We start from the raw sequence: 24,223 nt of genomic DNA on the forward strand, positions 1-24,223 counted from the left end.
ATGCGACTCTGTCTGTCTGTTCTGAATGGTTCCCTGAACGGTCAGGTCTATCGGCTGCATGAGGGTGCGCTGCTTCTGGGGCGTGGCACGGATGCTGGAATCCGGTTCAACCCAGCCGTGGACAATATGGTGTCGTCCCGCCACTGTCTGATTCAGGCCGAGCCGGACGGATTCTACGTGGTGGACAACCGGAGCACGAACGGAACATACGTCAACGGCCAGCGGATTCAACGCGCCCGCCTCAATCATGGAGACATCATCGAGCTGGGCAACCCCGGTGTTCGTTTGCAGGTTGCTTTGGAAGCGCCAGCAGCCAGCCCGGCGGCCTTTGCGCCGGGGGCGTCCACCTTCGGTCATCCGGCGGCTGCTGACGGAGGCACGGCGCGCCTGCGGGAAACGATTGCCGGTTTGGGGATGTACAACCCGGAGCGCAAGCCCATGGCTCCTGAAGCCGAGGCTTCCCCAATGGGGAGGTACATTGGCGCGGCGGTGGGCATCCTCGTCTGCCTGGTGCTCACCCTTGTTGTGGCCCTCATCGTGCTGTCCGAGTTGGGGATTGTCGTCGCCGTCATCGCCACAGTAGTGGCGTTTGTCCCAGCATTTTTCTACATGCTGCCCTTTCTGTGGCTGGACCGGTATGACCCGGAACCGGTTTGGGCGCTGGCGGCGTCTTTTGCCTGGGGCGGTTTAGTGGCCGTTGTGGTGTCCTACATCCTGAACTCACTCTTTGGAGCCATCGCTTTCAGTGTGGGGGGCGAAGTCGCCGGGAACATCGTGGGTGGCGTGATTTCGGCGCCCATTGTGGAAGAGGGGTCGAAGGGACTGGGGCTGCTGCTCATATTGCTGTTCCTCCGCCGGGAGTTCGACGACATCGTGGATGGGGTGGTCTATGGCAGCTTCATTGCCCTTGGCTTTGCCACGGTGGAGAATATCCTCTACTACGGGCGGAGCCTGCTCGGTGGTGGGTTTGAGGGACTGCTGATCGTCTTTATCATGCGGGGCATCATGTCTCCCTTTGCCCACGTGACCTTCACGGCGATGACCGGCATCGGGTGTGGTCTGGCGCGGGAGTCCCATAATCTTGCCGTGCGCATTCTGGCGCCGCTCGGTGGCTACATCCTGGCGGTCATCCTGCACATGGTCTGGAATGGCATGGCTACCTTTTTAGGCGCTGGCTTTCTCATTGGCTACGCCCTGTTTGAAGTGCCGTTCTTTCTGGCTTTCATTGGCTTTCTCATCTATGTTGCGCGGCGCGAGGGGAAGATTCTCCGGGAGATGCTGTCTGTCGAGGTTGCCCGCGGCCTCATCACGCCGGAACAGTTGGCTATTGCCACCTCCACCATCCGCCGTACTCTGTGGCCGCTTCAGGGGAAGTTTGCGGCGCGCCGCGCTTTCCTCCGCAATGTCTCGAAGCTGGGACTTTCCTACTGGCACGTCCAGCGGGCCGTGGCCGCCCAAAGTGAAACCCGTAGCCTGCCGCAGATTCCACGGCTGCAAGCTGAAATCCTCCGTTTACGGGAGCAGGTCTGAAGCGTCCGAATGGTGGGCGCATGTGGCTTCTGCTCCGAAAGACTGAGCCATGAACACACTGGAGTCTGCCCCCCGGCGCCTCGATTCCGGCATCCGTGCCAACCTGCGCTACGACTTCCCGGCCGGCGTCGTGGTCTTTCTCGTGGCCCTGCCTCTGTGTCTGGGGATTGCCCTGGCGTCCAATGCGCCTCTGTTTTCCGGCATCATTGCCGGCATCGTCGGGGGGATCATCATCGCTCCGCTTTCGGGTTCAGCCCTGTCGGTGAGCGGCCCGGCGGCCGGGCTGGCCGTGATTGTGGCCCAGGGGATTGCCACTGCTGGCGACTTTCGCGCGTTTCTTGCGGCGGTCGTGCTGGCCGGACTGTTTCAGATTGTCTTTGCCCTGATACGCGGCGGTGGGTTGGCGGATTACATTCCGAACTGCGTCATCAAAGGCATGCTGGCCGGCATTGGGATCGTCATCATCCTCAAGCAGATTCCCCATGCTTTGGGACGCGACCAGGACTTTACCTTCACCGATACCCTCAGCTTTCTCAATTTCGAGGAAAGCTCAACTATCGGCGCCATCATTGCCGGCATCTTCAGCGCCCAGCCGACGGCCGTCGGGATTACCCTGCTGTCTCTGGTGGTTCTCCTGGTCTGGGAGCATCCCCGGCTCAAGCAGATTCCATGGCTGATTTTGCTTCCCGGCCCGCTGATGGTGGTCGTGTTGGGTCTGCTCATCAATGAGGCGCTGCGCTGGAGCGGAAGCCAGCTCTACCTCCGCGCAGAAGAATCCCACCTGGTGGCACTGCCGGTGGCGACCGATCTCCAGAGCTTCATCGCCCAGTTCACCTTCCCGGATGTACAGGCACTGCAACGTGCCGAGATCATCAAGTTGGCCCTGACCTTGGCCGTTGTTGCCAGTCTCGAAACGCTGTTGTGCATTGAGGCAAGCGACAAAATGGACCCCTTCAAGCGGATTTCCCAGCCCAACCGGGAACTGTTTGCGCAGGGCGTGGGCAACATGGTGAGCGGGCTGATTGGCGGTCTGCCGCTCACGTCGGTCATCGTCCGCACCACGGCCAACATTTACGCCGGTGGACGAACCCGCATGTCAGCTTTCATCCACGGCCTCCTGCTGTTGTTTGCCGTGTTTTCGATTCCGGGGCTGCTCAACCGGATTCCCATTGCTTCGCTGGCGGCCATTCTCCTGCTCGTGGGCTACAAGCTGGCCAAACCGGAACTGTTCAAAGCGATGTATGCCCAAGGCTATGCGCAATTTGCTCCTTTTGTCGTTACGGTGGTGGCCATCGTGGCGACAGACCTTCTGGTGGGTATTGGTATCGGTCTTGTCTTTGGACTGTTCTTCGTCATCCGCGCCAACTACCGCTCAGCCGTCACGCTGGTCAGTCACGAAGACGCCTACCTGCTGCGCTTCAACAAGGACGCCACGTTCATCAACAAGATTGAACTCAAGCGCAAGCTCCAGAGCATTCCCGATGGCGCAACCCTGTTCATTGACGGCACACGTGCGCTCTACGTGGATCAGGACATCCTCGACGTGGTGAATGAATTTCGAGCTGCCGCCAGGTATCGGAATATCACGGTGAGCACAAGTAACTTCGACGAAAAGGCGCCGCGTTTGCCGCAACCTCAACCAGCCCACTAGCCAGACCAAAGCGAGCCCCCCATGACCGAGCGTTTGCCAGAGTCGTCCGTCAACGGCATGAACGAGTACCGCAAGCTGTTGCTTGCCAACAAAGCCTGGGCGCAGGAGAAGCTTGACTTGCGTCCCGATTACTTCATCCGCATGAAGGATGTCCAGTCGCCGGCCTACCTGTGGATCGGGTGTTCTGACAGTCGTGTGCCGGCCGAGGACATTACGGGAACGGAGCCGGGCGAACTGTTTGTCCATCGCAACGTGGCGAATCTCGTCATCCACACGGACATCAATCTGATGAGCGTCGTCGAGTACGCCATTGATGTGCTGGGCGTGCGCCACGTCATCATTTGCGGGCATTACAACTGCGGTGGTGTCAAAGCTGCCATGTCGCGCAAGAGCTTTGGCCTCATCAACAAGTGGCTGCGCCACATCAAGGACGTGTACCGTAACTATGCCCGCGAACTGGAATCATTCACCGACCCGGAGGCCCGCTTCCGCCGACTCGTCGAACTCAACACAATTGAACAGGTGCGGAATCTCGCTGAGACTTCCATCGTCCAGAAATCCTGGCTCAAGCATGGACGCCCATGGCTGCACGGATGGGTGTATGACATCCGCACCGGTTTGCTTCAGGAACTGACCTTGATTCGGCCGGGCGATTTGCCCGACGATATTTACCGTTACGAATTTCCGCCGGAGTCGCTGTAGGTCTCTGTCATGTCATCCGTCATGCTGGTGACCGGTAGCGCCAGTGGCATCGGTCGTTACGTCGCCGAGGCGTACTACCGCGCCGGTCATCGGGTTGTTTTTGCCGACCGGGCTGCAGCGCAGGTCCGTGACATCTGTGCTGCCCTCGCTGCGGAAGCCGGCGGGGAAGCCGTCCCTTGGGCGCTGGATGTTCGGGATGAGCAGGCCTGGGAAGCCGCCATTACCGACACCGTCAGCCGCTGGGGACAACTCGACCTGGTGTTGAACATTGCCGGGTATCTCCACGTGGATGCGCTGCTGTCCGCGCCGCTGGCGGCTGTCCATGACCATCTGGACATCAACGCCAAGGGCGTCATTTTCGGGACCCTGCTGGCGGCCCGCCAGATGGTCCGGCAGCCCCACGGCGGACACATCATCAACGTGGCGTCGCTGGCAGGGATTGCCGCCGTGCCGGGATTGACGCTATACACGGCATCCAAGTTCGCCGTGCGCGGTTTTTCGCTGGCTGCTGCCCAGGAACTTGCCCCCCACAAGGTGGCCGTAACGGTTGTCTGCCCGGATGCCGTTCAGACCCCGATGCTCGATTTGCAGGTGCATCGGGCGGAAGCGGCTTTGACCTTCTCCGGGGGGCGCATCCTGAGCGTGGCCGAAGTGGCGGCGGCTATCGAGGAAGCGCGGCAGCACCGACCGCTGGAAGTGACCCTGCCGCGACATCGGGGCTGGCTGGCGAAACTGACCAGCCTGTATCCTCCGCTGACCACTTGGGTAGCCCCCTACCTCCGCCAGCGTGGACAGCGCCGGCAGGCTGCCTGGCAACAGAAACCGGGATGATACCACCAGGATGATGAGTCGCTCGTTTGCCCGTCCAACCCTTGCCGACATCGTATCCGCCCGCCGCCGGTCTGTGGCCGCTCACCGCCCGGTTTCGCTGTCTGAACTGGCACCGGCACAGGGGACGTTCCTCCCGGCTTTGTGCCGCAATGCACCTGCCATCATTGCCGAAATCAAGCCTGTGTCACCGGCCGAAGGTGTCCTGCAGTCCACGCCCGATCTGGCGCGTGTGCTGGCCGCTTATGACGCCCACGCCGTCGCGCTTTCGGTTCTGACTGAGCCGGACTACTTCGGAGGAAGTTTTGACCTGCTGGCGGCCGTGGCGCACCGTTCCAGCCGCCCAACCCTGTGCAAGGACTTCGTGCTCGATGTGCGTCAGATACACGCCGCACGTGCCGCTGGCGCGGAAGCTGTACTGCTCATCGTCAAAATTCTCGACGACGAGCAGCTCTGCCGGCTCTCCGCTGAAATCCAACGCTGGAACATGACGCCAGTCGTGGAAGTGCAGACCGAAGCCGAACTGGAACGCGCCCTGGCGCTGGACCCGTCCGTTATCCTCATCAACAACCGCAACCTGGAGACCTTTGACATCTCTTTGGAGACCACGCAACGTCTTGCGCCGCGCGTACCTTCCCAGGTTGTGACCATTGCAGCCAGCGGTATCCGGTGCCGCGCCGACATCGAGGCGCTGCTTCCGTACTGCCCGCGCTTTCTCATCGGGACGCACCTGATGCGCGCGCCGGACCTGGAAGCTGCTTTTGTCAACCTTCTTGGAAAAGCGTATGCCTAAGCATCGTCCATCCAACCATTTTGGTGAAGTTTTCCCTCCTGTGCCTTTTGACGCCGAGCGTTACGCCAAACGCCGCCGCCAGGTCTTCCGGCAACTCGGCGAGGATGTGCTGCTGCTGTACAATCCGCCGGAAGCGCACCGCACCCATGACCTGTTCTACCGCTACCGGCCGGATAGCGACGTGTATTACCTGACCGGCTTTGAAGAGCCGGAGGCGGTCGTGTTGCTGGTGGGGGGACCCTGTCCCAGGTTCATCATGTTCGTCCGTCCGCGTGACCCGGAACGCGAAATGTGGGATGGCCTCCGGGCCGGCGTTGAAGGGGCCGTCACCTGCTACGGCGCGGACGAAGCCTTTCCCATTGAAAGCTTTGACGCTGAGATTGGGCGCTACCTTGAGCACGCCCGGACGCTCTACTTCAAGTTCGGTCGGGACGAGCAGTTCAACCAGCGGGTTCTGACGGCCTTCCGCGCCGCTGCACGGCGACGGCATCGCCAGGGGCCGGCGCCGGGCATCATCCGGGACACCCTGCCGCTGCTGGGCAGAATGCGGCTGGTCAAAGATGCCGATGAACTGCTGCGGATGCGCCGGGCGGCAGACATTGCTGCCGAAGCCCATCTGCGGGCCATGGAGCGCGCGCGTCCGGGGCAGTACGAGTTTGAAGTCGAGGCGGAACTGGAGTACGTCTTCCGCAAACGTGGCGCGCTGGGCAGTTCCTACACCTCGATTGTCGGCAGCGGCCCCAATGCCACGATCCTCCACTACAACACGAACAACAGCCGGCTCCGCGACGGCGATCTGCTGCTCATTGATGCCGGGGCGGAGTATGGCTACTACGCCAGCGACATCACCCGGACGTTTCCCGTCGGCCGCCGTTTTACCCCTGCCCAGCGCGACATTTACGACCTGGTGCTTCAGGCGCAAAAAGCCGCTATTGCTGCCGTCCAGCCGGGGGCGCGCTTCAATGCCTACCACGAGGTTGCCCTCGACACCCTGATTGACGGCCTGCGTCATCTCCGGCTGCTGAGCGGTTCGCACGACGAAATCAGGGAACTGCGAACCTATCTGAAGTACTACATGCATCGCGCCGGTCACTGGCTCGGCAGCGATGTCCACGACGCCTGCACGTACTTCACCGCTGAAACCCACGACGGCCAGTACCTGTATGAAAAGCTGCGCCCCGGTTGTGTCGTCACCGTTGAGCCGGGACTTTACTTTGCGCCGGGCGTCAATGACACGCCGGAGCACTACATCGGTATCGGCGTCCGCATCGAAGACGATGTGCTGGTGACACGGACCGGGAACGAAGTGCTGACGGCCGCTGTCCCCAAGGAAGTGGCCGACATCGAGGCCATTCGCTGTGCCGCGCTGACCGAGGAGGGAAACCACGCATGAGTGAGCCTTTGTTTGACCGGGTGAAGTTTTGCAGCAGTTGCAGCCGTCGCGCGACGGACGGCGACGTGGCCGCCCTTGGGACGCGGATTCGTCCACTGTTCCAAAAACAGCTCGAAAAGGATGGCTTTGGCACCTGTGTGGGCATCAGCAGCCGTCCCTGTTTTGCCAAATGCCCGGACAATGGCATCACCGTTGCCCTGAGTACCAGTGACGACAGCCTGCCGCGGGAAGTGTATATCGTAACCTCGTTGCGCGACCTGGATTACGTGTATGCCCGCCTGCTGGGTGAAGTGTAGTCTTTGTGTGAAACTCCTTTTTCCCAAAACCCCACGTGATGCGACAAACCATTTTCTGCCTGCTGCTTTCCCTGTGTCTGGGCTGGACACTGTGGGAAACCCCGGCTGTGGCGGTTGCCCAGTCAAAGTCCAAGCCCAGCGACAAGTTCCGCCAGCTCGATGAAGTGTTGCCCACGCCCAACGAATACCGTACGGCCTCCGGCGCGCCGGGACACAGGTACTGGCAAAATCGCGCCGACCACGTCATCAGTGTTGAACTCGATGACGAGCGCCAGCGCATCCAGGCCAGCGAGACCATCACCTACACAAACAACTCGCCCGATGAGCTGCGCTACCTCTGGTTGCAGCTCGACCAGAACATCTTTGCCAAGGACAGTGACGCCTTCCGCGCCCAGACTTCGGGCGGACTGGACCGCGTGCCCTTCTCTGTTCTCGACAGCCTGCTGCGCCGGCCCGAATTCGACGGCGGTTACAAGATCACAGCCGTAAAAGACGCCAAGGGGCAGCCGCTCCGGTACACCGTCGTCAAAACCATGATGCGTGTGGATTTGCCCACGCCGCTCAAGCCCGGCCAACAGGTGAGCTTTGCGGTGGACTGGAACTACAACATCAACGATGCCGTGAAGCTCGGCGGGCGCTCCGGGTACGAGTACTTCCCGAAGGACAAAAACTACATTTACGAAATCGCCCAGTGGTTTCCGCGCATGTGCGCCTACACGGACTACCGTGGCTGGCAGCACACGCAGTTTCTTGGAGCCGGTGAGTTTACGCTGGAGTTTGGCAACTACCGCGTGTCCATCACCGTGCCGGATGACCACATCGTGGCGGCGACGGGCGTCCTTCAGAACCCCAGGCAGGTGCTGACGCCGGAGCAGATCGCACGGCTGGAGCGCGCCAAAACGGCGGCGGCGCCGGTGCTCATCGTGACGCCGGAAGAGGCCCGGCGGGCGGAGCAGGGGCGTCCCACGGGCAGGAAAACCTGGATTTTTCAGGCCGAAAACGTCCGCGATTTTGCCTTTGCCTCTTCGCGGAAGTTCATCTGGGATGCCATGGGGCACAACGTCGAGGGTAACCAGGTCATGGCGATGTCGTACTATCCCAACGAGGGCAATCCCTTGTGGGAAAAGTATTCCACACACGCCATCATCCACACGCTCAACGTTTATTCGCGCTACACGTTTACCTATCCCTACCCGGTGGCCATTTCGGTCAACGGCCCCGTAGGCGGCATGGAATACCCGATGATCTGTTTCAATGGTCCGCGTCCGCTTGAAGATGGCACGTATTCGGCGCGTACGAAGTACGGTCTCATCAGCGTCATCATTCACGAAGTCGGCCATAACTTTTTCCCGATGATTGTCAACTCCGATGAGCGGCAGTGGACGTGGATGGATGAAGGTCTCAACACCTTTTTGCAGTATCTGGCCGAACAGGAATGGGAAGAAAAATATCCGTCGTTCCGGGGTGAACCACAGTACATCGTGGATTACATGAAGAGCGAAAACCAGGTGCCCATCATGACGCAGTCGGATTCGCTCCTGCAGTTTGGCAACAACGCCTATGCCAAGCCGGCGACGGCCCTCAACATTCTGCGTGAGACAATTCTGGGGCGGGAACTCTTTGACTATGCCTTCAAAGAGTACGCCCGGCGGTGGAAGTTTAAACGCCCGGAACCGGCTGACTTCTTCCGTACCATGGAAGACGCTTCCGGCGTGGATTTGGATTGGTTCTGGCGCGGTTGGTTTTACTCCACTGATCACGTGGACATTTCGATTGAGAACGTCCGCTGGTATCGCCTCGATACCCAGAATCCTGATGTTGAGAAAGGGCTTCGCCGCCAGGAACGTGAGTCGCGTCCGGTAACACTTTCTGAGGAACGCAACAAGCCGCTGCCGAAGCGGGTGGACCAGTATCCCGACCTGAAGGATTTTTACAACCGGTATGACGAACTGGATGTGACTGAGATGGATCGGGAAATGTACCGGCAGTTTCTGGCGACGTTGACCGACCGCGAGAAAGAAATCCTCAACGCCGGTTTGAATTTCTACTTTGTGGATTTCAAAAACATCGGCGGTTTGGTCATGCCCATCATTCTGGAAGTGACCTACACGGACGGCACGAAGGAAGAAATGCGCTTTCCGGCTGAAATCTGGCGGCTCAACAACTTTGAAGTGTCCAAGCTCATTGTGACGCCAAAGGAAATTGCGAGCATCACGCTGGACCCGCGATTGGAAACGGCGGATGCTGATTTGGCGAACAACTTTTTCCCGCGCCGTCCAGTCAAGTCACGTTTCCAGGTTTTCAAGGAGCAGCGTCAGGGGCCGCCCAACCCGATGCAGTTGGAGCGCAAGGGGCAGAGTAAACCCCAGGGCGATAACCCACGGCCGTAAGCTTCCTGATAACAGCTTCTGGCCTTCACAGGAAGGTGAGGCTGAAAAACAACCCAGGTGTCACCGCTACCCTTTGTCGAGGCGGATGGATATACTCAGCCCATCATCTGTGAGCGTACCGGCGGTTTATGGCTTCCAGGGTTGGGTTTGTCATTCTTTCCCACCGCGGCACTGATTGGCCGCTTCTGGCCCGCTTGTTTCCCCGTTTGCGCGAACTGCCGGAAGCGAGCATTGCACTTCACCACGACACTTACCAGTCACCGCTCAACAGGGAACTGATTGAGCGGTACGATGTGCAGGTTGTCCCGGCAGTAGGTCGCACCAGTTGGTCAAATATCATCAATGTGTTTGCAACCGTCGCCGGGCTTGAAGTGCTTTTCCGGCAGCCAAGGCGTCCCCGCTGGTATGTGACACTTTCTCAAAGCTGCTACCCCATCAAGTCAGCATCGCACATTGCCAAAATTCTCGATGGACTGACAGACGACTTTTATATTGACATGCGTCTGGTCAATTTCCAGGCAAGTCATTTATTGCTTGATAAGTATGTTGAGGATGCCATCAGGAAGTATACGTTGTGTCATATACCGTTCATTTCCAGATATGGTCGTTTCTACTGGCGCCCACTCAAGATTTATCGTCCGAGAAGTGTTATCCCGTTCAGAGATAGCTTTTACGTTTTTCACGGATCAAACTGGCTGGTTCTTTCCGAATGCGCAGTAGAGTATTTGCTGAGACAGGACATTGCCTGTCATCCGGTAACAGAATTTTACCTGACACAGTATGACCAGCAAGATGATCGTCAGTCACCTTGTCCCCAGGAGATTGTGATACAAAGCATTCTTGGTAATGCCAGGGAGCTGAAGGGAGCTTATCGCAACTGGCACTATATTGACTGGGAAGGCGCCAAAGATTGGCATCCCAATGTCTTAACCGAGCGCCACTGGTCAGCCATCATTGCTTCAGACGCTCTTTGGGCACGAAAATTTGATCTTGAGAAAAGCGCCACTTTGCTTAAGCGCATTGATACTGAAATTCTTGACACCTGAACTTTACCTGCCTGGTTTTTTCTTACACTATCCTGCAATCTTTTCCAGTTCACTTTTGAATTTCCTCTGTATCACGACAGGATTCAATTCACCCTGGTGCAAGTGCATCGCAGCTTCACTTAATCTTTTTTGCTCGTCCCGATTAGTAGTTAATTTCTCCACAGCATCGCAGACGGATTGAGGGGAAGGATCAGTGACAACCAAGGCGCTGCGACGTTGCTGAGCAAATTTTACGACCGTGCAGTATTCCGGGCCCCAAACGATAATGGGCTTCCCAAAGGCGCAGTAGTCGCAGAACTTCGTCGTGAACGCTGTCTCAACAAAAAAGCGCACACTGGGGTCAAAGCTCATGACAACAAGCAGGAAGTCAGCTTTGGCGAGATGCTTTACGAGTTCATGGTTCGGCGTAAAGCCGTGGTAGGAACCATCTGCCCGTGCTGTTGCTTGCTCTTCGGCTGGCCAGTCACAAAGCCCGTAGAGGACAATTTTCGCCTTTCCACGCTGTAACATGGCTGTTCGTAACTGAGCCAGCATGGCTCCGTATGTGCCTTCAATGTTTCCCGCGTAAACCAGCCTTGGCAGGTGCTCCGCTGGTTGGTCATCAAGTGTAGTGGGTGAAATCGCTTCCAGGTTGCCTGGAGGATAAAGCACATGGGCATTGGGGTGCGGCCCAAGTGCTTCACGCATACCGTCACTCACACAAAAGACAATGTCGCTTTGTTGATAGAGCTCCTGCCACCGGCGCTCAAGCAGGGGGCGTGTTGAAGCCAGGGCTGGAAAGTAGCGTGGCTTCCAATCGGCAAAGTATGTTGCCAGTGGAACTTTCAACCGGCGTGCCAGTTTTCGCGCCAGATGGCTCAGGCTGTTGTCAGCCAAAGCAACGATGACTTCCGGATTGAAAGCGCGAACCTTCTGCCACAACCACGGCGATATAAAGCCGGTTGCCACGAATTGCTCGTATGCCCAGGCCCATTCGTAAAAGCGGCTTCTTTTCAGGCGGCGAACAGGTTGTGGCGACCGGAAGGGCAGAAAAGCAACTGATGGCGGCAGTGAGGGGAGGGTGATGGTGGGGAAGGCATCATCCAGCGGTGGCGAAATCACAAAGACTTTCAGGTCGCCGGGCTGAACGACCAATCGGTACATCAGGATTGACGCACCACGCCACTCAACTGGCGGCTCATCGCCCATATAAAGGACGCGCATTGACCTTGCTCCGGGAAAGGAGTTCACCTTTTCGGAATACAATCACACCCCTTGCCCGGTTTCACAAGGTTCGGTTTACGCCAGAACTCTGAAGCCGAGTCAGGCAGGTGTTTTGGGGCACGCAAAAACACCTGCCAGGCTTTCTTGCTCAGTAACTACGGGACTTGCACCACAGACACTCAGAAAAACCGCATCGTGTAGGTAAACCGCACCCCACGTCCAATCTCCGGCGCGAACGCTTTGATAAATGACAGGTGATTGCGGTAGAGCCGGTCGCCCAGATTGAACCCGGTGACGGAAAACACATGCGCGGTGTGGGACGTGGTGACGGTGTACGACCCGACAAGGTTGACCACCGTGTAGCCGGCCGTTGGCTCTTCCAGCGTGAAAACCCGGTCCTGCCGGTTGGCCATCAGCAACTCCGGCATCAACCGCAGCCCCTTGAACGTTCCTTCCAGTGCCACCCGCGCGCGCAATGGCGGAATGCGGGGCAGGGGAAGTCCGGTTTTCAGCTCAGCGTTCGTATAATCGAGCTGGCTGTAAAACCAGAGATTGGGATGCAGGTTGATGTCGAGCTGGGCTTCCGTTCCCAAAAAGCGTGCGTCACCCTGGGTAAACACACCCACTGGCAGCCCGTCTTCAAACTCACCCGTCAACACAGGAAAAACAAACGAGCGGATGTCGTAGTAGTAAAACCCGGCACTGGCCCGGACGCGCCGCGACTGATGCCGGACACTGACCTCGATGCCATTGGTGAGTTCCCGGCTCAGGTTGGCATCGCCAATTTCAAACAGCAACGTCCCAGGATGCGGCCCGAAGTTGTACAGCTCTTCCAGCGCCGGAGCGCGGTACGAGTGCGTGTAGTTGGCCGTCAACGCCCCGTTTTCCCACAGCCCCACCCGCAGCCCGACGCCGCCTGAAAAGCCGGTGAAACTGCGCGCCCGGTTGCCGCCGGTCGGTGCGTAGGCATTGCGCTCGATGCGTCCGCCGAACTGGAGGGCCGCCCGTTCAAACGTCACCTTTTCCAGCCCAAAGAAAGCAAAGTTGGTCTGGGTCGTCGCCGGCGTCAGCAGTTCCTCGCCCCGGGTTGAATAGTCCCGATATAGGCCCGAAGCACCCCACGTTCCCTGAAAGCGTCCAAGCGGACGGTGGTCAGCCAGGATACGGTAGGCGAAGGTGTCGTTGCGGAAGGCCGTTTCGACTTCGTTGGTTTCAACCTTGATTTCGTCGTGGCGGTAGCGGTTGTACTGAAGCTGTACCTGCACGTCAGTGAAAAAGGTGTCGAGATTCCGGGCGCCTGTCAGGAACCGAACCCCGTGCCGCCGGGGATTGAGACGAACCAGTTCACCCGGTTCGCCACCCTTGGGGCGCAAGGCGCGTTCCCGAACCCGCTCGTCGTCATCGTCGTCCGGCAGTGGCGGCACACCGTAATTTTGCCCGGCGTAGGTGTAGGCAACGTTGAAAAAGCCGCGTTGGCCATAGTAGCCCCCACCGCCACTGGCGTTGCCGCTCCGGGCAAAGGAGTTTTCAATGACCCCCAGCGGTGTGCGGTAATCACCTGCCCGCTGCCCGCCACCGTTGGCAAAGACCATCCACGGGCCGCGGCCGTATTTGATGCCTCCATTGCCGCCGCCAAGCGCATTGCCGGTACCGCCAAAGGCCGTAACGTAGCCTTGCAGCCCAGGATGGGACTCTTCATTGCCGGTCACGGCATTGACAACACCCCCTACAGCCGTGCTGCCGTAAAGCAGCGTGGCCGGCCCCTTGACCACTTCCAGCCGTTCGACGCCCTGCAAGTCCACGATTTCGGCATGGTCTCCCGACTGGAAGCCAATCGAGCCGGTTGTCAGTCCATCCTGCGTGACAAGGACGCGGTCGCCATCGAAGCCCCGGATGACCGGACGCCCTGTGCCGGGACCGAAGGAGCGTTTGGCGACGCCGACTTCCCGTTCAAGGGCATCGCCCAGCGACACCGGCGCCCGCTCGGCCAGATCAAAGCTGTTGACGGTCGTGACCGCCTGAATGGCATCGCGGGTGGTTTCCTCCCGAAGCGTCGCCGTCACTGTCACCTGTTCGGTTTCGGCGCGGAGTTTCAGCGTGAAATCCAACGTCGTCGGTCCCTGAACGGTCACTGGCTGGACGACATCCGGGATGCGATCCAGGTGGGCAAACACCCGGTAGTTGCCCGGTGGAACGTTTTCAAAACGGTAATTTCCGTTTTCGTCCGTCACGGCAGAACGCCGCAGCTCGATGATGGTCACAACGGCTTCCGAAACGGGGCGGTCATCCCGTTCGAGTACGACCCGTCCCTGAAGCGTTGATCCCGACTGGGCCGCGGCACTGGCAACCCAGAGCAGACACCAGCCCAGGAAGCCGAGGGCCCAGCGCCATCTGAGCGGGGCAGAAGAGAAACACACTGGCATACAAATCCTCCGAAGATACGTGTTTCACGGCTTTTTATTTCACGAATTTTCCTAACTACCCAAGATGGTCGGAAGAACGCAACCGCTCGCCGCTGGTCGGGCGTGAGAAAGGACACTTGACTTTATGCTTTTATAGTTATAAAAGTGCGATAACTTGCAGAACGAGGTGCTCTTGCCGTGATGTCCAACTGGTGGAAGCGAATCGCCGTCGTGGTTGGAGTTGTTTTTGGGCTGGCTGGACTCCTGTGGCTGGGCAGTCGGCTGGCCTCCCATAAGCCATCGGCGGCGGCTGAAAATCGTCCCGTGCTGACGGCGAATGTCAGCCGGGAAGTCGTGCGCCGGCAGCCCTATCCGCGAGTGTGGCGGATTGCGGGGACACTCCGGCCGCGGGAGGTCGCCAGCCTGTCCGCTGAAGTGACGGCGCGTGTGACATCCGTTGCCGTCAGGCTTGGCGACAGCGTCCGCGCCGGGCAGCGTCTGGTGACGCTCGATGCCGCCCTCCCGACAGCCGGACTGGCAACCAGCCAGGCGGAAGTCGAAGCCCTGAAAAACGCAACCGAGGCCATCCGCCGCCGGATTGAAGCGGCTGAAGCCAACGTACGCGGGGCCCGCGCTGAACGCGATCTCGCCCAAACCATCTACGAACGGCAGGAAAAGCTTTTTGCCACTGGCGATGTGCCCCGGCAGAGCCGCGACATTGCTGAAGGCCGGCTCAAGGCGGCTGAGGCTGCCCTTGAAGCTGCCGAGCGGCAGTTGGCGGCCGAGCAGGCGGAACTGGCCCGCGCCCAAGCGCAGGTTGCCGTCGGACAGCAACGCCGCCGCGAAGCCGAAACCCAGGTGGCGCAGACCCAGATTGTCGCGCCTTTTGCCGGACGTATTGCCGCGCGCCTGGTTGATCCTGGTGCGCTGGCTGCACCCGGCGTGCCACTGCTCGTCCTGGAATCGGTTGGCCCGTTGCGCGCCGTCGCTGAAGTCGAAGCCGAACCGGCAGCGGCCCTGCGCCTTGGACAAACCCTGCGGATTGAGCTGCCCGGTGGGGAAGTGGTGGACGGAACGTTGGTTGAACAAAGCCCGGCGGCTGATCCGGTGACGCGCACCGTCACCATCAAGGTTGAACTGCCGCCGTCGGCCAAGGCCTCCAGCGGCATGTTTGTCCGCGTCCTGATACCGCGTGACATCCGCGATGTTCTGACCGTTCCGGCAGCGGCCGTCGCTGAGCAGGGTGGATTGCAGAGCGTCTTTGTCGTGGACGCAGCCGGCATTGTCCGGCGGCGCATCATCACCGTCGGCGAGCGGCTTGACGGCCGGGTGGAAGTGCTGACGGGACTGCGTGAAGGCGAAACTGTGGTGTTTGGCCACGCTGAGTTGCGCGATGGCGTCAAGCTGTCAGCGCCATAAGTTTGCTTGTCATCCAAGGAGGAACATTGGTTATGCCTATGGAACGTATCCTGTTTGTGATTGCCGGTGTTGTGGTCCTGGCGAGTCTGGCGGCCGGCGTATGGTGGACGCCCTATGCCCTGCTGCTGACGGCTTTTGTCGGGCTGAATCTCATTCTGGGCGGGGTGGCGGATTGGTGTCCGATGATGGCCATTCTGCGTCGCCTGGGGGGCAAACGCGCGGCTGAAATAGCCTGCGAGCGGTAATGGGTGCGCGTCGCATCCTGTGAAGCAACTCCTGTGACGCAGTTCCTGCGACGGAAGTGGAGTTTGTTATGTCGGCTGAAACGGACAATCTCATGTCGCGCATCGTGCGCTTTTTCATTCTGTCCAGGCTGACGCCACTGGTCATTCTGGCCTCGGTGCTGGTCGGATTGGCGGCCGTGTGGGCGTTGCCACGCGAGGAAGAGCCACAGATTGTCGTTCCGATGATTGATGTTATGAGCCGTCTGCCCGGAGCCTCGGCGAAGGAGACCGAGCAGCGGCTGACAACGCCGCTGGAGCGGCTGGCGTGGTCCATTCCCGGTGTGGAGTATGTCTATTCGACAACAACGCCCGGCGAGACCCTGGTAGTCGTCCGGTTTTTCGTGGGTGTGCCGGAAGAGGATGCTCTCGTCCGGCTGCGCCGGCAGCTCGATGCCAATGCTGCTGCCCTGCCACCAGAAGCGACGCCGCCACAGGTGGTGGCCCGTTCAATAGATGACGTGCCCATCCTGGCACTGACCTTCTGGAGCGCCACCCAGGACGATCTCGCCCTGCGGCGCGTTGCGACCGAAGTGGAAAACATCGTCAAGCAGACGCCGGACGTTTCTGAAACCCAGGTCATTGGCGGAGCGCGGCGGCAGTTTCGGATCATCGTTGATCCGGCGCGCATGGAGGCCTACGGCCTGACGGCTGATGCACTGGCAGCGCGCCTTGCGGCTGCCAACCGGGGGCTTTCGCCTTCCGAAGTGGCCCGTGACGACAAAGCGCGCGTTGTCATCGCCACAGCTACCGTGGACAGTGCGGCGGCCCTGGGAGAGATTGTCGTCGGCGGAAGCCCGGAGCGGTGGATTCGCCTGCGCGATGTTGCCGACATTCAGGATGGCGCTGAGGAAATGACGCACTTTGTGCGTCATGCAGCACGTGACGAGACGACCGGGCAGCCCATCGGTGAATATCCGGCTGTGACACTTTCCATCTCCAAGCGGAAGGGGGTCAATGCGACACAACTGGCCGATGAAATCCTCAAGCGGGTTGAGGCACGCCAAGGGGATGTTATCCCTTCCGATGTACACATGACGGTGACGCGCAACTATGGTGTGACCGCAGCCGAGAAATCCAATGAGCTGCTGTTCCACATGTTCATTGCTGTCGTTTCCGTTATGGTGCTCATTGGCTTCATGCTTGGCTGGCGTGAATCGTGGATTGTCGGCGTTGCCATTCCGGTCACGCTGGCGCTGACGCTGGCTACCTTTTACTGGCTGGGCTTTACACTCAACCGCATCACACTGTTTGCCCTGATTTTCTCAATTGGGATTCTGGTGGATGACCCCATCGTGGATGTCGAAAACATCGTGCGTCATGCGCGCATGGCCAAAAATCGCCGGCGGTCGGCGCTGGACATCACGGTGGAAGCCGTCAACGAAGTGCGTTCACCGCTCATTCTGGCGACGCTGGCCGTGATGGCTGCCATTTTGCCCATGGCATTTGTCGGCGGACTGATGGGGCCCTACATGCGCCCGATTCCGATTGGGGCTTCGGCAGCAATGGCCTTTTCAATGCTGGTGGCTTTTGTGGTTACGCCCTGGGCCGCTTACCGGATTCTTTCCCGCAAGGCCTCTTCCGGGGACAGCCACACAGGAGATGGCGAACATGGAGACGAACCAGAAGGCTTCATGACGCGGCTTTACCGGCGCGTTATGAAGCGCATCATTTACGAGCCGAAATGGCAGTGGTCGTTTCTGGGCGGTATCGTCGGATTGCTTCTCATCGCTCTCCTGCTGGTGCCGCTCAAGGCCGTCATCGTCAAGATGCTGCCCTTTGATGACAAGTCGGAGTTTCAAGTCATCGTGGACATGCCGGAAGGCACACCGCTGGAGCGTACCGGTGCGCTGGCGCGTGAGTTGACCGATTACCTGCTGACCCAGTCCGATGTGCGTGATGTCCAGTCCTACGTCGGGACGGCCGCGCCCTACAACTTCAATGGGTTGGTGCGGCATTACTTTTTACGGCGCGGGCCGCTGGTGGCTGATTTGCAGGTCAACCTGACAGACCGGCACAACCGTGCGGCCAAATCGCATGACATTGCCAAGCAGGTGCGTCCGGGGCTGACGGCACTGGCGGAAAAGTACGGTGCGCGCATCAAGGTCGCCGAGGTGCCGCCAGGCCCGCCGGTGCTTTCCACACTGGTTGCCGAAATCTATGGCCCGAATGACGCTGAACGGGAGCGCATTGCCCGTGAAGTGCGGACGGTTTTTGAGCGAACCGAGGGCGTTGTGGATGTGGACTGGTACGGTGTCGAGCCGCAGCCCCAAACCGTTTTTCGGCTTGACCGTGAGCGTCTCGCCTGGCATGGCGTTTTGGAGCAGGACGTGTTGGGTACGCTGGAGTGGGCGCTGAGCAAGCGGGTCATCGGTCTGGCTCATCTCCCGACCGAGCGCGAACCAACCCCGATTGTGTTGGAGACCCCCCGTGCCTTCCGGTCGGATGCTGATGCCTTGGCGCGCCTGCGCCTGTCCGGCCGGCAGGGAAGTGGTGTGGCGATTGGGGAACTCGTGCGGCGTGAGGATGGACTGGCCGAGCCTCCGCTGTATCACAAGAATCTGATGCCGGTGGTGTATGTCACTGGCGACACCGGTGGGCGGACGGAAAGCCCGGTGTATGCCATTCTCAAACTCAACGCGGCGCTGGACGAACTCAAGCTGCCGGACGGAACCGTGATGGAGCGCTACGTTGCCCGCCAGCCGGAAAGCGACGCCCGGTATGCCATGAAATGGGATGGCGAGTGGCACATCACTTATGAAGTCTTCCGTGACCTGGGGCTGGCGTTTGCCGTCGTACTGGTGCTCATCTATGTACTGACAGTGGGTTGGTTCGATTCCTTCATCACGCCGCTGGTCATCATGGCTGCGATTCCCTTTTCGCTGGTCGGGATTTTGCCGGCCCATGCCGCCTTTGGAGTGTTTTTCACGGCAACCTCGATGATTGGCTTCATTGCCGGAGCCGGCATCGTGGTGCGCAACTCGATTATTCTGGTGGACTTTATCGAGTTGCGGCTGGCGGAGGGGATGCCGCTGGAAGAAGCGGTGATTGATGCCGGCGCTGTCCGTTTCCGTCCGATGGTGTTGACGGCTGCGGCCGTGATTGTCGGGGCCGGGATCATCCTTCTCGATCCGATTTTTCAGGGCTTGGCGCTGGCGCTGATTTCAGGCGAAATTGCCAGCCTGTTCCTGTCACGTTTGGCTGTTCCAACGCTATATTATCTTGCGCACCGCCCGCGGCCGGCAGCGGCGCCACCGTCACCGGATGGCACATCACCGGAGGGCCGTACGGAAGCGCCCGTAGCCGACGTGGTTGAAGTTGAAACTGCCTTGAAATCCTAGTGGTGACGTTTATGCCAATCTCCTCCCACCGTTTGAGTGACGAAGCCCTGGAACTGGTAGCGGCCCGCTTTCGTGTGTTGTCCGAACCGACACGCCTGAAGTTGCTCAACCTCCTGCGGGAGCATGGGGAACTGAACGTGACGGAAATCGTCGCCGAGACAGGCTACGGCCAGGCCAATGTTTCCAAGCACCTGATGCAGTTGCTTGAAGCTGGCATGGTCGCCCGCCGCCGGGACGGGACGAGCGTGCGGTACCGCATCGCCGACGAGAGCATCTTTGCCCTGTGCGAACTGGTGTGTGCCGGTATCGAAGCCCAGTTGCAGGCGCGGCAGGCGGCGCTGGCTGCGAGTGCCAACGTCCCCGCGGCGTGATCAACCTGGTTTGCTTCCCTGTAGCGGTAGGTCAGGGTGATTTCTTCACCGGCTTTCAACAGAAATTCCCAGGTTAATTTCGAGGTCGGGTTGACGGTCGAACGGCCTTGGCTGTCCGCTCGACCTTTGCGTTCGGGGTGGTCGTCAGCACTTCACTTGTAACCCTCTCGGTGGACAGCGATTTGCACGCCGTGCAGTTTCCTTGGATGAAAGGAAAACTCTGGCTACGTAGCTGAAAGCTGCCTACCTTGTGAGCTACAGATGTTCAGGAAAAGCTGGGTTGCTTCGGTTCACAGTAAAAAGCTGGTGGGCCAAGGCGGCCCACCGGTGGCTGAAGTCACAGGGCAACGGCTTCGGTATTGCGTCAGAAGTTGGTTTTGCCGGCCTGGGCAATGTGGCCGGAGCGGGTTTTGACGTTGTGGTTGAGGATGGCATCGAGGTAGTCCGCCAAGGCCTCAATCTCATCCGGCGTCCCGACCAGCGGCGGCATGTAGCTCCGGTAGGGTGAATCCGGCTTGTTTTCGTGAAGCGTTTTCAGAAAGGCCATAATAGCCTGCCGGTCGCGGCCCTGAAGCAGACGCGCCATCGGGCGGTAGCCCTCGACCGTATGGCACGCCAGACACTGCCCGCGAAACATGAGTTCACCCCGCGCCAGGTTGGCCGTCGTCTCCGGCCCAATCTCACGTCCAAAGGACACCCGCCGCAGGGAGACCGGTGGCACATCGGTTTTCAGCCACATCGAATTCGCCAGATAGCCTTCGCGGTTGAAGCGCTCGACTTCCTGCTTGCGGATGCCGTTTGAGTACATGTGCTCGCCAATGACAAACGGCTTGCGCAGCATTTCCCGCGAGTGCTCGGCCGAGGCCGTGGCGGCAAAGGCCAGAAACAGGACACACAGCGCGCGTCCCAGGTTGAAGTGCCGTGAGTTGCGCCAGGCCGAAAAGTACACAAAGGCCAGAATCGTCGCCGAGGTCATGACAACGACCGTGGCGGCGCGCGTTACCTGCGTGAACGTGCCCTGTCCGATGGTGGAAATCCCCAAGTTCAGCAGGGCGCGCTGGGATTCCGGCACACTGGCCAAGTACCAGAAGAAGCAGACCGGCACGAGGATGAACGATGGCAGGAGCCACTTGGCAGACCAACGGATGAGTTCATCCTTGAGCTGCGGTTCGGCAATTGGATCAATCCGGCTGGCGGTGATGAGGGCATACACCCCAGCCATGGAGATGCACACCAGCGTCCGCAGCACGAGGCTGGGGAAGTAGGTCGGGTTGAAAAACGCCTGCCAGAAATAGGCCGCTTCCTGTCCCGTGCCGGCAGCACCAAGCCAGCTCGCGCCGGGCGTGAGCATGAAGGTCAGAATGCCGTTGATGATGACCAGACTCATCCACGCGCAGAAGGCATAAATCCAGCCTACGATGAGGTGGGTGCGGCGGGGAAGCTTGTCCCAGCCGTAGTAGTACACGGCGGCCGCGGTCAGCTCGACGATGAAGAACACCCACTCAATCGCCCAACCGAAAACAAAGTTGTGGATGAGCGTGCTGGTGGACTCCGGGTGTGCCAGCCCGATGGCAAACCAGATGCCCACGCCCGACATTGCACCAAATACACCGGTCAGAATGATGAAGAACCGGGCATGGTCGCGCAGCGCGCGCAGCCAGTCTTCGCGGCCTTCCCGCAGCGCCTTGGCTTCGGCCATCGGCAGGTAGAAGCCCCCGCCCACGGCGAAGTGCGAAATCATGACGTGGAAGATGGCAATGAGTCCGATGACCCAACCGCTACCGATGAGGGGAACATCCCAGAACGGATAGTTCATAACGCAAGGCTCCAAGGGGTTACTTGAGGTCGAGATAGCCCCAGATGCTGAAGACAATCATGCCCAGCAGGGCAAAGTAGCCAAAATACGTCGCAATCTGCGCCCGCCGTCCGCCGGCGGTGCGGGTGTCAAACAGTGGAATCGCGGCCCAGATGACAATGGCGAGGGTAAAGAGGGAAATGCCCAGCGCCTCACCGGCTGCACCGGGAAACCAGCGCCCAAAGACCTTGAGCACCTGAAACTGGCTCATGAAGTACCATTCCGGGTGAATGCCCACCGGCGCTGGGGCCAGCGGGTCGGCCTGCGGCCCCAACTGCCACGGGTACAGCGACGCCAGAATCGAAAGCACATTGAGGGCAATGAGCCACATGCCCAAATCGAGCGAGAAGAAATCGGGGAAGAAAGGAATCGTCCGCCGTTCGCTTTCCGGTTTGGCTTCTTCACTGGGCGGCAGGGCATTCCCGTGCTTCTGCACGAGCCACAGGTGAAAGGCCAGGATGGGCAGGTAGATGAGCGGCAGGATGACGACGTGCAGGGCAAAGAACCGCTGGATGGTCGTTTCGCTCACTTCGGGGCCGCCGCGTACGATGTCCGTCAGGAAGGTGCCCACCAGCGGCAGGGCGGCCGGGATTTCCAGCCCGACTTTGGTGGCAAAGTAGGCCAGGTCATCCATCGGGAGCAGGTAGCCGCTGAAGCCAAACAGCAGCGTCAGGGCCAGCAGGGCCATGCCGCTCCACCAGCCAAACTCACGGGGCTTGCGGTAGGCCTTCATGAAATAGACTGAAAACATGTGCACGAAGACGGCAAACACCATGAGGTTCGCCGACCATGAGTGCGCCGAGCGGATGAGCCACCCGAACTGGATGTCGTAGGTAATCTGGCGGACGGATTCATACGCCTCCGCGCCGGGCCGGTAATAGACCAGCAGCAGGACGCCGCTGAAAACCTGTACGAAGAAGAAAAACAGGGAAATGCCGCCCCAGTAGTACCAAAACGAATGCTTGTGGTCGGGGACGGTTTTCTTGCGCGCCAGTGCCAGGATTTCTTCCAGTCCCAGCCGTTCGTCCACCCACTCGTAAACGGCGGTGGCGAGCGAGCGGGAGCGCGCCACATCAGGCTTTGGTGACCACGATGCGTCCATCTTGAACCTCCACACTGTAGCGGGTCAGGGGTTTGGGGGGCGGGCCGGCGACGTTCTGGCCCGTCTTCGGGTCATACACTCCGCCGTGGCAGGCGCAGTAAATCCGGGATTGTTCCGGTTCATAACTCACCGTACAGGCCAAATGCGTACAGACCGCGCCCAGCGCGACCCAACTGCCGTCCGTGTGGTGAATGAGCATGGCGGGCGTCGTTCCGAACTTGAACATCAGGGAAGAACCCGGCGGAAGTTTGTCTGCCCCATCTAGGACGGCCTGCGTCACCGCCCCTTGAGCGGCGGCCTTGCGGGCCGGTGTGGCGAGATACTGGTACACCGGATAGCCGATAAGTCCGGCATAACAGGCGCCCAGCGCCCCGATGCCAAGGGCGACAAAGGTACGGCGGGTGGCATCCGTGGTGACTTCAGTCTGTTCCAGGGTGTGTTCCGTGGCAGGCACATCAGGCATGGCGGGCAACTCCTTTGGCTTTGGCCAGTACGTGGATCATCCATCCAATCGCGCCAAGTCCGGCGACGAACAGCACAAGAAAGAGCACGACGACTTGCCAGTTGGCGGCGACCGGCTGCTGCCAGACATCAAAACCCTTGGCGAGCAGGGTCAGGTCACGAATTCCATCCCGGGCGATGACCGCCATGACCGTGGCCAGGAAGCCGGTGGCGGCCGCGCCAATGGCAGGTATCCAACCCGTTACTTTCAAGGACAGGAACCCAAACAGGGCCAACAGTCCGGCACAGGCCAGAAAGCCCGGCAGGCTCCAGGCGTAAAAGGCATGGTCAGCCAGGGCGGCTTTGACAACCGCCGGTTGGGTCGCATGAACCCAAACGCCTGTACCTATCGCCAGCAGTCCACCCAGCCCGGCAAGCCAGCTTCCCCAACGGTGGAGCAGTGCCCGGACATCCGTTTCAGCCTGGCCAAACTGCGCCAGCACCAGCAGCGCCGCGCCAGTGACGGCAAAGGACGTCAGCATCATGAAGAGGAAACGGGGCAGCGTCGTCGGGTCGCCGGTCGGGAGCTGCGCACCAAGCGGGTCAGCGCGGTACAGCTCCAGCCAGACCTCGGGCCGGAGCATCAGGGTGAGGTTGGTGGCGTAGATGCGTCCGATGTAGGTCACACCAACCAGTGACAGCAGGCTCAACCACCAGAAGGTGCGCCGCTGGTCCGCCCGGCGGGCCGCTACATAGAGCAGGTAGTAAGCTGCCGTAAGAATAAAAATGACGGCCAGCCAGTAAACACCAATGAGAATGCTGCTTGTGTAAAGGGCGCGCCCATACAAAACCTGCGCAAACAGCAACGGCGGGATACCCAGGTTGACCAGGTAGGTCATCACCACGGGCAGCCGGCGGGCCAGATCGGCCGAAGCGCCATACAGCGGGGTGTCAGCGTCGTTTCGGCTGCGGAAGTTCCACAGCGCAGCCAGCGTCAGGCCGCCGACCATGAGGTAAATCGTCACAAAATGCAGTGACAGGGTGACGATGTGCAGTACCTTGAACAGCCATACCGGGGCCGGCAGGGGGATGGGATCAAGCGTTGGAAACGGCATGCAGTGTCTCCTCGACAGACAGAGGAAGAACGCTTGGGGACGTTCACCTGCGAATACATAGAGG

The 24,223-nt window shown here is 59.8% G+C and carries 19 protein-coding genes; 13 read left to right on the forward strand and 6 right to left on the reverse strand.

What is annotated here, in order from left to right; genetic code table 11:
• The 9 genes from J8C01_RS04400 (at position 1) to J8C01_RS04440 (ending at position 10,629) form a co-directional block, all read left to right on the forward strand.
• Positions 1-1,530, forward strand: a complete 1,530-nt coding sequence (locus J8C01_RS04400) for a PrsW family glutamic-type intramembrane protease (RefSeq protein WP_211432517.1) — start codon at positions 1-3, stop codon at positions 1,528-1,530.
• Between the two features lie 49 nt (positions 1,531-1,579).
• On the forward strand, positions 1,580-3,181 hold the full coding sequence (locus J8C01_RS04405; RefSeq protein WP_211432518.1) for a SulP family inorganic anion transporter: 1,602 nt from the start codon (positions 1,580-1,582) through the stop codon (positions 3,179-3,181).
• A 21-nt stretch (positions 3,182-3,202) separates the two neighbouring features.
• On the forward strand, positions 3,203-3,883 hold the full coding sequence (locus J8C01_RS04410; RefSeq protein WP_014099394.1) for a carbonic anhydrase: 681 nt from the start codon (positions 3,203-3,205) through the stop codon (positions 3,881-3,883).
• Positions 3,884-3,892: 9 nt separating this feature from the next.
• Positions 3,893-4,714, forward strand: coding sequence for an SDR family oxidoreductase (locus J8C01_RS04415; protein WP_211432519.1), 822 nt, complete (start codon positions 3,893-3,895; stop codon positions 4,712-4,714).
• A 10-nt stretch (positions 4,715-4,724) separates the two neighbouring features.
• The gene (locus tag J8C01_RS04420) at positions 4,725-5,504 is read left to right on the forward strand and encodes an indole-3-glycerol phosphate synthase TrpC (protein WP_211432520.1); all 780 of its coding nucleotides are present in this window, start codon (positions 4,725-4,727) and stop codon (positions 5,502-5,504) included.
• Positions 5,505-5,544: 40 nt separating this feature from the next.
• Positions 5,545-6,897 (forward strand): aminopeptidase P N-terminal domain-containing protein, encoded by a 1,353-nt coding sequence (locus tag J8C01_RS04425; RefSeq protein WP_014099397.1) that lies wholly within the window; start codon positions 5,545-5,547, stop codon positions 6,895-6,897.
• The gene (locus J8C01_RS04430) at positions 6,894-7,193 is read left to right on the forward strand and encodes a hypothetical protein (RefSeq protein ID WP_014099398.1); all 300 of its coding nucleotides are present in this window, start codon (positions 6,894-6,896) and stop codon (positions 7,191-7,193) included. Before J8C01_RS04425 ends, J8C01_RS04430 begins: the two co-directional genes overlap by 4 nt.
• Positions 7,194-7,231: 38 nt before the next feature.
• Entirely contained in the window at positions 7,232-9,583 is a 2,352-nt protein-coding gene (locus tag J8C01_RS04435) for a M1 family metallopeptidase (RefSeq protein ID WP_211432521.1), read from the forward strand.
• Between the two features lie 128 nt (positions 9,584-9,711).
• Positions 9,712-10,629 carry a beta-1,6-N-acetylglucosaminyltransferase gene (locus tag J8C01_RS04440; protein WP_249355479.1) on the forward strand — a complete coding sequence of 306 codons (918 nt, stop codon included), beginning with the start codon at positions 9,712-9,714 and terminating at the stop codon, positions 10,627-10,629.
• A gap of 27 nt (positions 10,630-10,656) precedes the next feature.
• On the opposite strand, the gene J8C01_RS04445 is transcribed toward J8C01_RS04440, so the two are convergent.
• Positions 10,657-11,832, reverse strand: coding sequence for a glycosyltransferase family protein (locus J8C01_RS04445; RefSeq protein ID WP_211432522.1), 1,176 nt, complete (start codon positions 11,830-11,832; stop codon positions 10,657-10,659).
• A 179-nt stretch (positions 11,833-12,011) separates the two neighbouring features.
• Complete coding sequence (locus tag J8C01_RS04450) at positions 12,012-14,255, reverse strand: TonB-dependent receptor (RefSeq protein ID WP_211432523.1); 2,244 nt, start codon at positions 14,253-14,255, stop codon at positions 12,012-12,014.
• A gap of 180 nt (positions 14,256-14,435) precedes the next feature.
• On the opposite strand from J8C01_RS04450, the gene J8C01_RS04455 reads away from it, so the two are divergent.
• The 4 genes from J8C01_RS04455 (at position 14,436) to J8C01_RS04470 (ending at position 19,646) form a co-directional block, all read left to right on the forward strand.
• Positions 14,436-15,653 (forward strand): efflux RND transporter periplasmic adaptor subunit, encoded by a 1,218-nt coding sequence (locus J8C01_RS04455; protein WP_211432524.1) that lies wholly within the window; start codon positions 14,436-14,438, stop codon positions 15,651-15,653.
• Positions 15,654-15,685: 32 nt separating this feature from the next.
• Complete coding sequence (locus J8C01_RS04460) at positions 15,686-15,898, forward strand: YgaP family membrane protein (RefSeq protein ID WP_211432525.1); 213 nt, start codon at positions 15,686-15,688, stop codon at positions 15,896-15,898.
• Between the two features lie 68 nt (positions 15,899-15,966).
• Positions 15,967-19,275, forward strand: coding sequence for an efflux RND transporter permease subunit (locus tag J8C01_RS04465; protein WP_211432526.1), 3,309 nt, complete (start codon positions 15,967-15,969; stop codon positions 19,273-19,275).
• 11 nt (positions 19,276-19,286) lie between these two features.
• Positions 19,287-19,646: an ArsR/SmtB family transcription factor gene (locus J8C01_RS04470; protein WP_041569519.1), complete on the forward strand. Its 360-nt coding sequence runs from the start codon at positions 19,287-19,289 to the stop codon at positions 19,644-19,646.
• A gap of 364 nt (positions 19,647-20,010) precedes the next feature.
• Here the strand turns inward: J8C01_RS04470 and J8C01_RS04475 are convergent, their stop codons facing one another.
• Genes J8C01_RS04475 through J8C01_RS04490 form a run of 4 tightly spaced genes read right to left on the reverse strand, consistent with a single transcriptional unit; the run spans position 20,011 to position 24,159 of the window.
• Positions 20,011-21,462: a cytochrome ubiquinol oxidase subunit I gene (locus J8C01_RS04475; RefSeq protein WP_211432527.1), complete on the reverse strand. Its 1,452-nt coding sequence runs from the start codon at positions 21,460-21,462 to the stop codon at positions 20,011-20,013.
• A gap of 19 nt (positions 21,463-21,481) precedes the next feature.
• A complete protein-coding gene (locus tag J8C01_RS04480; protein ID WP_211432528.1) occupies positions 21,482-22,603 on the reverse strand; it encodes a cytochrome b in 1,122 nt (373 codons plus the stop codon).
• The gene (locus J8C01_RS04485; protein ID WP_014099409.1) at positions 22,575-23,066 is read right to left on the reverse strand and encodes a QcrA and Rieske domain-containing protein; all 492 of its coding nucleotides are present in this window, start codon (positions 23,064-23,066) and stop codon (positions 22,575-22,577) included. Before J8C01_RS04485 ends, J8C01_RS04480 begins: the two co-directional genes overlap by 29 nt.
• On the reverse strand, positions 23,059-24,159 hold the full coding sequence (locus J8C01_RS04490) for a hypothetical protein (protein WP_211432529.1): 1,101 nt from the start codon (positions 24,157-24,159) through the stop codon (positions 23,059-23,061). The genes J8C01_RS04485 and J8C01_RS04490 overlap by 8 nt, the downstream gene beginning before the upstream one ends.
• Between the last annotated feature and the right edge of the window lie 64 nt (positions 24,160-24,223).

This window comes from Chloracidobacterium sp. D (genome assembly GCF_018304685.1).
Lineage (GTDB): Bacteria > Acidobacteriota > Blastocatellia > Chloracidobacteriales > Chloracidobacteriaceae > Chloracidobacterium > Chloracidobacterium thermophilum.

Excerpts from the sequence above, each read along its gene's own strand:
- J8C01_RS04400 (WP_211432517.1), top strand. The coding sequence starts at position 1 with ATGCGACTCTGTCTGTCTGTTCTGAATGGTTCCCTGAACGGTCAGGTC.
- J8C01_RS04405 (WP_211432518.1), top strand. The coding sequence starts at position 1,580 with ATGAACACACTGGAGTCTGCCCCCCGGCGCCTCGATTCCGGCATCCGT.
- J8C01_RS04410 (WP_014099394.1), top strand. The coding sequence starts at position 3,203 with ATGACCGAGCGTTTGCCAGAGTCGTCCGTCAACGGCATGAACGAGTAC.
- J8C01_RS04415 (WP_211432519.1), top strand. The coding sequence starts at position 3,893 with ATGTCATCCGTCATGCTGGTGACCGGTAGCGCCAGTGGCATCGGTCGT.
- J8C01_RS04420 (WP_211432520.1), top strand. The coding sequence starts at position 4,725 with ATGATGAGTCGCTCGTTTGCCCGTCCAACCCTTGCCGACATCGTATCC.
- J8C01_RS04430 (WP_014099398.1), top strand. The coding sequence starts at position 6,894 with ATGAGTGAGCCTTTGTTTGACCGGGTGAAGTTTTGCAGCAGTTGCAGC.
- J8C01_RS04435 (WP_211432521.1), top strand. The coding sequence starts at position 7,232 with ATGCGACAAACCATTTTCTGCCTGCTGCTTTCCCTGTGTCTGGGCTGG.
- J8C01_RS04440 (WP_249355479.1), top strand. The coding sequence starts at position 9,712 with ATGGCTTCCAGGGTTGGGTTTGTCATTCTTTCCCACCGCGGCACTGAT.
- J8C01_RS04445 (WP_211432522.1), bottom strand. The coding sequence starts at position 11,832 with ATGCGCGTCCTTTATATGGGCGATGAGCCGCCAGTTGAGTGGCGTGGT.
- J8C01_RS04450 (WP_211432523.1), bottom strand. The coding sequence starts at position 14,255 with ATGCCAGTGTGTTTCTCTTCTGCCCCGCTCAGATGGCGCTGGGCCCTC.
- J8C01_RS04455 (WP_211432524.1), top strand. The coding sequence starts at position 14,436 with ATGTCCAACTGGTGGAAGCGAATCGCCGTCGTGGTTGGAGTTGTTTTT.
- J8C01_RS04460 (WP_211432525.1), top strand. The coding sequence starts at position 15,686 with ATGCCTATGGAACGTATCCTGTTTGTGATTGCCGGTGTTGTGGTCCTG.
- J8C01_RS04465 (WP_211432526.1), top strand. The coding sequence starts at position 15,967 with ATGTCGGCTGAAACGGACAATCTCATGTCGCGCATCGTGCGCTTTTTC.
- J8C01_RS04470 (WP_041569519.1), top strand. The coding sequence starts at position 19,287 with ATGCCAATCTCCTCCCACCGTTTGAGTGACGAAGCCCTGGAACTGGTA.
- J8C01_RS04475 (WP_211432527.1), bottom strand. The coding sequence starts at position 21,462 with ATGAACTATCCGTTCTGGGATGTTCCCCTCATCGGTAGCGGTTGGGTC.
- J8C01_RS04480 (WP_211432528.1), bottom strand. The coding sequence starts at position 22,603 with ATGGACGCATCGTGGTCACCAAAGCCTGATGTGGCGCGCTCCCGCTCG.
- J8C01_RS04485 (WP_014099409.1), bottom strand. The coding sequence starts at position 23,066 with ATGCCTGATGTGCCTGCCACGGAACACACCCTGGAACAGACTGAAGTC.
- J8C01_RS04490 (WP_211432529.1), bottom strand. The coding sequence starts at position 24,159 with ATGCCGTTTCCAACGCTTGATCCCATCCCCCTGCCGGCCCCGGTATGG.